Origin of the sequence: Pseudomonas sp. Xaverov 83 (assembly GCF_019352905.1) — a bacterium.
GTDB lineage: Bacteria > Pseudomonadota > Gammaproteobacteria > Pseudomonadales > Pseudomonadaceae > Aquipseudomonas > Aquipseudomonas yamanorum.
In genome coordinates this window covers 1-6,652 of record NZ_JAAAFU010000033.1, presented here as the reverse complement: position 1 = coordinate 6,652, position 6,652 = coordinate 1, and the positions used below count along the sequence as shown (strand labels likewise).

The window sequence follows — 6,652 nt, the reverse complement described above, 5'->3', positions numbered from 1 at the left end:
CGTTTGCCAAAAGTGACCCGCTGTAAGAGCGGAACCATAAGTGGCCGTTACCGCAGCAACGGATATGTACACCGTCAAACCATCAACGCATCCCACGTCACCCCGTCAAACCACATCCACCCCCACATGAATCGCATCATGCCGCCAAAACTCCAGATCACAATCAATCAACCGCTCATGCTGATCATAATTAACCCGAGCAATCCGCAACCCCGGGCTCCCCACCGACACCCTCAACGCCGCCGCGGCCTCAACCTGCAATGACGTCGGCACAATCTCAAACCGCACCCGCCCGTAATGCAAGTCATACACCCGCGCATACAACTCCGTAATCGACTGATTCAAATCACACTCCAGAATCCCCGGAAAATACTGCGGGTTCAAATAGTGCTCCACATACAACACCAACCGCCCATCAATCCTGCGCCCCCGACAAATCTGGATCACGCTGGACAACGCCGGCAACTGCAACCACGCACACACCGCCGCCGAAGCCGGCTGCAACCGCGCCGAAATCACCTCGGTCGACGGCACCCGCCCCTGCGCACTCACCATCGCGTGAAAATGGCTGCGCTGCATCAAGTTGTAGGCAAGCCTGGGCGGCGACACAAACCACCCCCGCCGCTCCTCGCGATAAATCTGCCCTTGGGCCTCAAGTTGTAACAAGGCTTCCCGCACCGTGATCCGGGTGGTACCAAACAACTCGCTGAGCTTACGCTCGGCCGGCAGCTTACTGGCAGGCGCCAACAACCCATGGTCGATCTGCTCTTGCAGCGCCAGGCCAATGGTTGTCACCGCCTTGGTTGCCTCATCACGCATCAACGTTACCTATCTGGACTAGACCAGCACTATTCAGGTGCACAAAACGCCCTTTAAACGCGCCTCTGCTATTGCGTGCAAGCCTAGGCATTGCACATGACCGACAGATGACAGCGCCTCGCGACGTTCTGCCACAAGACCTGCAATACATCGGCCAAGTCCAAGGCTTCCGGGCGGTTTGGCATGGTCTACGCTTACCCGGCAACCCCTCGTCCAGGCCAACAAAAAACGACATCGACATGAAACTGTCATCCGCCACGCCTAAATTGGCTCGTGTATTGCTGACCTAGACCAACACCACCGCAAACGTCGATAAAAACGCAGCGTTGAAAACGCCCAAAGGAGCTTCGGATGAAACAGCTTTTCCTGGCATCACTGTTAGGCTCGACCATTGCCATGTGCACCGCCGCCATGGCCGCTGATACCGATCTAAAAACCCTGGAAGCCGCCGCGAAAGCGGAAGGCGCCGTCAACAGTGTCGGCATGCCCGATGACTGGGCCAACTGGAAAGGCACCTGGGACGACCTGGCCAAGACCTACGGCCTCAAGCACATCGACACCGACATGAGTTCCGCCCAGGAAGTCGCCAAGTTTGCGGCAGAAAAAGACAACGCCAGCGCCGACATCGGCGACGTGGGTGCAGCCTTCGGCCCGATCGCGGTGAAACAGGGCGTTACCCAACCGTACAAACCGACCACCTGGGCACAAGTCCCGGATTGGGCGAAAGACAAAGACGGTAACTGGGCCCTGGCCTACACCGGCACCATCGCCTTTATCGTCAACAAAAAACTCCTGCACGGCTCCGAAGCTCCGAAAAGCTGGGCTGACCTGAAGACCGGCAAATACAAGGTGTCCATCGGTGACGTGAGCACCGCTGCCCAGGCGGCCAACGGCGTACTCGCCGCCGCACTGGCCAACGGTGGCGACGAGAAGAACATTCAGCCGGCGCTGCTGATGTTCGCCGACATCGCCAAGCAAGGCCGCCTGTCGCTGGCCAACCCAACCATCGCCACCATGGAAAAAGGCGAAGTGGAAGTGGGCGTGGTCTGGGACTTCAACGGCCTGAGCTACAAGGCCAAGATGGCGAACCCGGATGACTACGTGGTGCTGATCCCATCGGACGGCTCGGTGATTTCCGGCTACACCACCATCATCAACAAATACGCCAAGCACCCGAACGCCGCCAAGCTGACCCGCGAATACATCTTCAGCGACGCCGGCCAGACCAACCTGGCGCGTGGCAATGCGCGGCCGATCCGTGCCGAGCACCTGACCTTGCCAGCCGACGTACAGGCCAAGCTGCTGCCTAACGAGCAGTACAAGAAAGTCACGCCGATCAAGGACGCCGACGCTTGGGAGAAGACCTCCAAGGCACTGCCGCAGAAGTGGCAGGAAGAAGTCATCATCAATATGCAATAAGGCTTAACACGCCTGTTCAAGTGGAACGCGGTCAGTGTGGGAGCTGGCTTGCCTGCGATAGCGGTATGACATTCAGCAGTATTGTCGACTGACACACCGCTATCGCAGGCAAGCCAGCTCCCACATTTGATCGGTGTTCCAACCGAAAAACCGAGTCAAGCCTATTTGTTGCGGAGCCCCAGCCCCTATGAAGCACAACGTCATCCTTGTCGTGCTCGACGGCCTGAATTACGAGGTTGCCCGACACGCCATGGGGCACTTGCAGGCCTATGTCGGCGCAGGACGCGCAGCACTGTACAAACTGGAATGTGAACTGCCGGCCCTGTCCCGACCACTGTACGAATGCATCCTCACCGGCGTCCCGCCGATCGAGAGCGGCATCGTCCACAACAACATCTCGCGCCTGTCCAACCAGCGCAGCATTTTCCATTACGCCACCGACGCCGGATTATCCACGGCGGCGGCGGCTTATCACTGGGTCAGCGAGTTGTATAACCGCTCGCCCTTTATCGCCGCCCGGGATCGGCATACCAGCGACCCGGCCCTGGCGATCCAGCACGGGCATTTCTACTGGAATGACCATTACCCGGACTCGCACCTGTTTGCCGACGCCGAAAGCCTGCGCCTCAAACACGCGCCGAATTTCCTGGTGGTTCACCCGATGAACATCGACGATGCCGGCCACAAGCACGGCCTCGACACCCCGCAATACCGCAACAGCGCACGCTCGGCCGACATCATCCTCGCCGACTACCTGCAAGGCTGGCTCGACGCCGGTTACCAGGTGCTGGTGACAGCCGACCACGGCATGAACAACGACCGCTCCCACAACGGCCTGCTGCCGGAAGAACGGGAAGTGCCGCTGTTTGTGCTGGGTGATGCCTTCAGCCTCGACACCCATGCCACACCCAAGCAAACCGAGCTGTGCGGCACCGTCTGCGAGCTGCTGGGTGTGCCCCACGACAAACCTGTATGCCGGGAGCTGTTGAAGTGAATTCAGTGATCCGCGGCAAATGGCTGGCCGCCTTGTGCCTGGTGCCCTTCGCCATCTTCTTTATCGTGTTCGAGATCGCCCCGCTGGTGTGGGTGATGATCAGCAGCGTCCAGTCGGAAGAGTTCGGCTGGGGCCTGGCCAACTTCAGCAAGATCTTCAGTTCGAAGTTCTATATGCAGGCGATCCAGTACAGCCTGGAAATCAGTTTCTACTCCAGCGTATTCGGGATCATCATCGCCGTGCTGGGCAGCTACTCACTGCGCCGGGTGGACGGGCCGCTGCGCAATTTCGTGACCGCGTTCGCCAACATGACCAGCAACTTTGCCGGCGTGCCCCTGGCCTTCGCTTTCATCATCCTGCTGGGGTTCAACGGCAGCATCACCATCATGCTCAAGCAGGCCGGGATCATTCAGGACTTCAACCTGTACTCCAAGACCGGGTTGATCATCCTTTATACCTATTTCCAGATTCCCCTCGGCGTGCTGCTGCTCTACCCGGCCTTCGACGCGTTGCGTGAAGACTGGCGCGAATCTGCTTCATTGCTGGGCGCGGACGGTTGGCAGTATTGGCGGCATATCGGTCTGCCGGTGCTGACCCCTGCGCTGCTGGGCACTTTCGTGATCCTGCTGGCCAACGCCCTCGGCGCATACGCCACGGTGTACGCGCTGACCACCGGCAACTTCAACGTGCTGCCGATCCGCATCGCGGCGATGGTCTCCGGCGACATCTCCCTGGACCCGAATATGGCCAGCGCCCTGGCCGTGGTGCTGGTGGCGCTGATGACCGTGGTGACCGTGGTCCATCAACTGCTGCTCAAGAGGAGCTACCATGTCTCGCGCTGAACCTGGCTCGGCCGCCCTCTACCACCGCGTAGTGGTGTACCTGTTGTTTGCGATCCTGGTGCTGCCGTTGCTCGGCACCCTGGTCTACTCCATCGCCAGCAGTTGGTCGGCGACCGTCCTGCCGTCCGGCTTTACCTTCAAGTGGTACATCCAGCTGTGGAGTGACCCGCGCTTCCTGAATGCCTTCGGCCAGTCATTGCTGGTGTGCGTCGGCGCGCTGATCTTGTCGGTGGTGCTGATCCTGCCGCTGCTGTTTGTGGTGCATTACCACTTTCCGAAACTCGACGCGCTGATGAACATCCTGATCCTGCTGCCCTTCGCGGTGCCGCCGGTGGTGTCGTCGGTGGGACTGTTGCAGCTCTACGGCTCGGGGCCGTTTGCGATGGTGGGTACACCGTGGATCCTGATCGGTTGCTACTTCACCGTGGCGCTGCCGTTCATGTACCGGGCGATCACCAACAACCTGCAAGCGATCAACCTGCGGGACCTGATGGACGCCGCCCAACTGCTCGGTGCCAGCACCTTCCAGGCGGCGTTCCTGGTGGTGCTGCCGAACCTGCGCAAGGGCTTGATGGTGGCATTGCTGCTGTCGTTCTCGTTCCTGTTCGGCGAGTTCGTGTTCGCCAACATCCTCGTGGGCACCCGCTACGAAACCCTGCAGGTGTACCTCAACAATATGCGTAACAGCAGCGGCCACTTCACCAGTGCCCTGGTGATCTCCTATTTCTTCTTCGTGCTGGTGCTGACCTGGGCCGCCAACATCTTGAACAAGGACAAAAGCCAATGAGCTTCGTCAGCGTCCAACACCTGCAAAAAGGCTACGCCGGCACGCCGGTATTCAGTGACATCAACTGCGAAATCGCCAAGGGCGAATTCGTCACCCTGCTCGGCCCGTCGGGCTGCGGCAAGTCGACCCTGCTGCGCTGCATCGCCGGCCTGACCTCGGTGGACAGCGGGAAAATCCTGTTGGACGGCCAGGACATCGTCCCGCTGAGCCCACAGAAACGGCATATCGGCATGGTGTTCCAGAGCTACGCGCTGTTCCCCAACATGACCGTGGAACAGAACGTCGCCTTCGGCCTGCGCATGCAGAAGGTCAATGCCGACGACAGCCACAAACGCGTGCAGGAAGTGTTGCAACTGGTGGAGCTGAAAGAACTCGCCGGCCGCTACCCGCACCAGATGTCCGGCGGCCAGTGCCAGCGCGTGGCCCTCGCCCGCTCCCTGGTGACGCGCCCGCGCCTGTTGCTGCTGGATGAACCGCTGTCGGCCCTCGACGCACGGATTCGCAAGCACCTGCGCGAACAGATTCGCCAGATCCAGCGCGAGCTGGGCCTGACCACCATCTTCGTGACCCATGACCAGGAAGAAGCCCTGACCATGTCCGACCGGATCTTCCTGATGAACCAGGGCAAGATCGTGCAGAGCGGCGATGCCGAGACCCTCTACACCGCGCCGGTGGATGTGTTCGCCGCGGGGTTTATCGGCAACTACAACCTGCTGGACGCCGACAAGGCCAGCAAACTGTTGCAGCGCCCGATCACCGGGCGCATCGCCATTCGCCCGGAAGCCATCGAGCTCAGCCGCAGCGGCGAACTGGACGCGCTGGTGCGCAGCCACAGCCTGTTGGGCAATGTGATTCGCTACCGCATCGAAGCCCGTGGGGTGGAACTGGTGGTCGATGTACTCAACCGTTCGGCCGACGATTTGCACCCGGACGGTCAGCGATTGGCACTTTCCATCGACCCAAGTGCGTTGTGTGAAGTAGCCTGACGCACGATTTATTTGAGAGAGCGTGACTGATGGCTTTGGTAATTTTTGATCTGGACGACACCCTGATCCACGGCGACTGCGCCACCCTGTGGAGCGAGCAGATGGGCCGACTGGGCTGGGTGGATGGCGAGTCATTCATGCGCAAGAACGACGAACTGATGGCGGCCTACAGCCGCGGTGAACTGGCCATGGAAGACTTCATGGACTTCAGCCTGGAGCCGATGATCGGGCGCACGCTGGAAGAGATCGAGCACCTTGTTGAGCCGTGGGTGGAAGACGTTATCGAGCCGCTGATCTACAGCGAAGCCACCCGGACCATCGCCCAGCATCGCAAGAACGGCGACCGGATTCTGGTGATCTCGGCGTCGGGGACGCACCTGGTCAAGCCGATTGCGGCGCGTATCGGCATTGATGAAGTGCTGGGGATCGAGCTGGACGTTGCTCATGGGGTGTACAGCGGCAAGACCACCGGTGTACTGACGTACCGCGAAGGCAAGATCACCCGGCTGATAGAATGGCTGGAGCAGGAAGGTGAGCACCTCGACGGGGCGTACTTCTACTCGGATTCGCGCAATGATTTGCCGCTGTTGCTGAAGGTGGAGAACCCGCAGGTGGTGAATCCGGACCCGGTTTTGCGGGCGCATGCTGAGAAGGCTGGGTGGCCGATTCATCATTGGGTCTGACGGTTCGTGCTGGTTTGAGGTGAGTACATATCCGTTATTTAGGTAACGGCCGCCTATGGTTTCGCTCTTACAGCGACTCACTTTGGAAAAGCCCCAAAGTAAGCAAAGGGCTCTGCCCCGCC

At 59.9% G+C, this 6,652-nt stretch carries 7 protein-coding genes; 6 read left to right on the top strand and 1 reads right to left on the bottom strand.

Annotated elements, in window-relative coordinates:
- Positions 1–105 precede the first annotated feature (105 nt).
- Positions 106–819, bottom strand: coding sequence for a UTRA domain-containing protein (locus tag K0H47_RS13220; RefSeq protein WP_010166446.1), 714 nt, complete (start codon positions 817–819; stop codon positions 106–108).
- A gap of 351 nt (positions 820–1,170) precedes the next feature.
- Here K0H47_RS13220 and K0H47_RS13215 point away from each other — a divergent pair, with 351 nt between their 5' ends.
- From K0H47_RS13215 to K0H47_RS13190, 6 genes are all read left to right on the top strand, one after another.
- Complete coding sequence (locus K0H47_RS13215) at positions 1,171–2,238, top strand: ABC transporter substrate-binding protein (RefSeq protein ID WP_003219752.1); 1,068 nt, start codon at positions 1,171–1,173, stop codon at positions 2,236–2,238.
- Between the two features lie 187 nt (positions 2,239–2,425).
- Positions 2,426–3,232 carry an alkaline phosphatase family protein gene (locus tag K0H47_RS13210; protein ID WP_063028324.1) on the top strand — a complete coding sequence of 269 codons (807 nt, stop codon included), beginning with the start codon at positions 2,426–2,428 and terminating at the stop codon, positions 3,230–3,232.
- Positions 3,229–4,074, top strand: coding sequence for an ABC transporter permease subunit (locus tag K0H47_RS13205; protein WP_003219748.1), 846 nt, complete (start codon positions 3,229–3,231; stop codon positions 4,072–4,074). Before K0H47_RS13210 ends, K0H47_RS13205 begins: the two co-directional genes overlap by 4 nt.
- The gene (locus tag K0H47_RS13200) at positions 4,061–4,861 is read left to right on the top strand and encodes an ABC transporter permease (protein ID WP_063028323.1); all 801 of its coding nucleotides are present in this window, start codon (positions 4,061–4,063) and stop codon (positions 4,859–4,861) included. Before K0H47_RS13205 ends, K0H47_RS13200 begins: the two co-directional genes overlap by 14 nt.
- Complete coding sequence (locus K0H47_RS13195) at positions 4,858–5,847, top strand: ABC transporter ATP-binding protein (protein WP_003219745.1); 990 nt, start codon at positions 4,858–4,860, stop codon at positions 5,845–5,847. The genes K0H47_RS13200 and K0H47_RS13195 overlap by 4 nt, the downstream gene beginning before the upstream one ends.
- 29 nt (positions 5,848–5,876) lie before the next feature.
- The gene (locus tag K0H47_RS13190; protein WP_219272879.1) at positions 5,877–6,530 is read left to right on the top strand and encodes an HAD family phosphatase; all 654 of its coding nucleotides are present in this window, start codon (positions 5,877–5,879) and stop codon (positions 6,528–6,530) included.
- Positions 6,531–6,652: the final 122 nt, after the last annotated feature.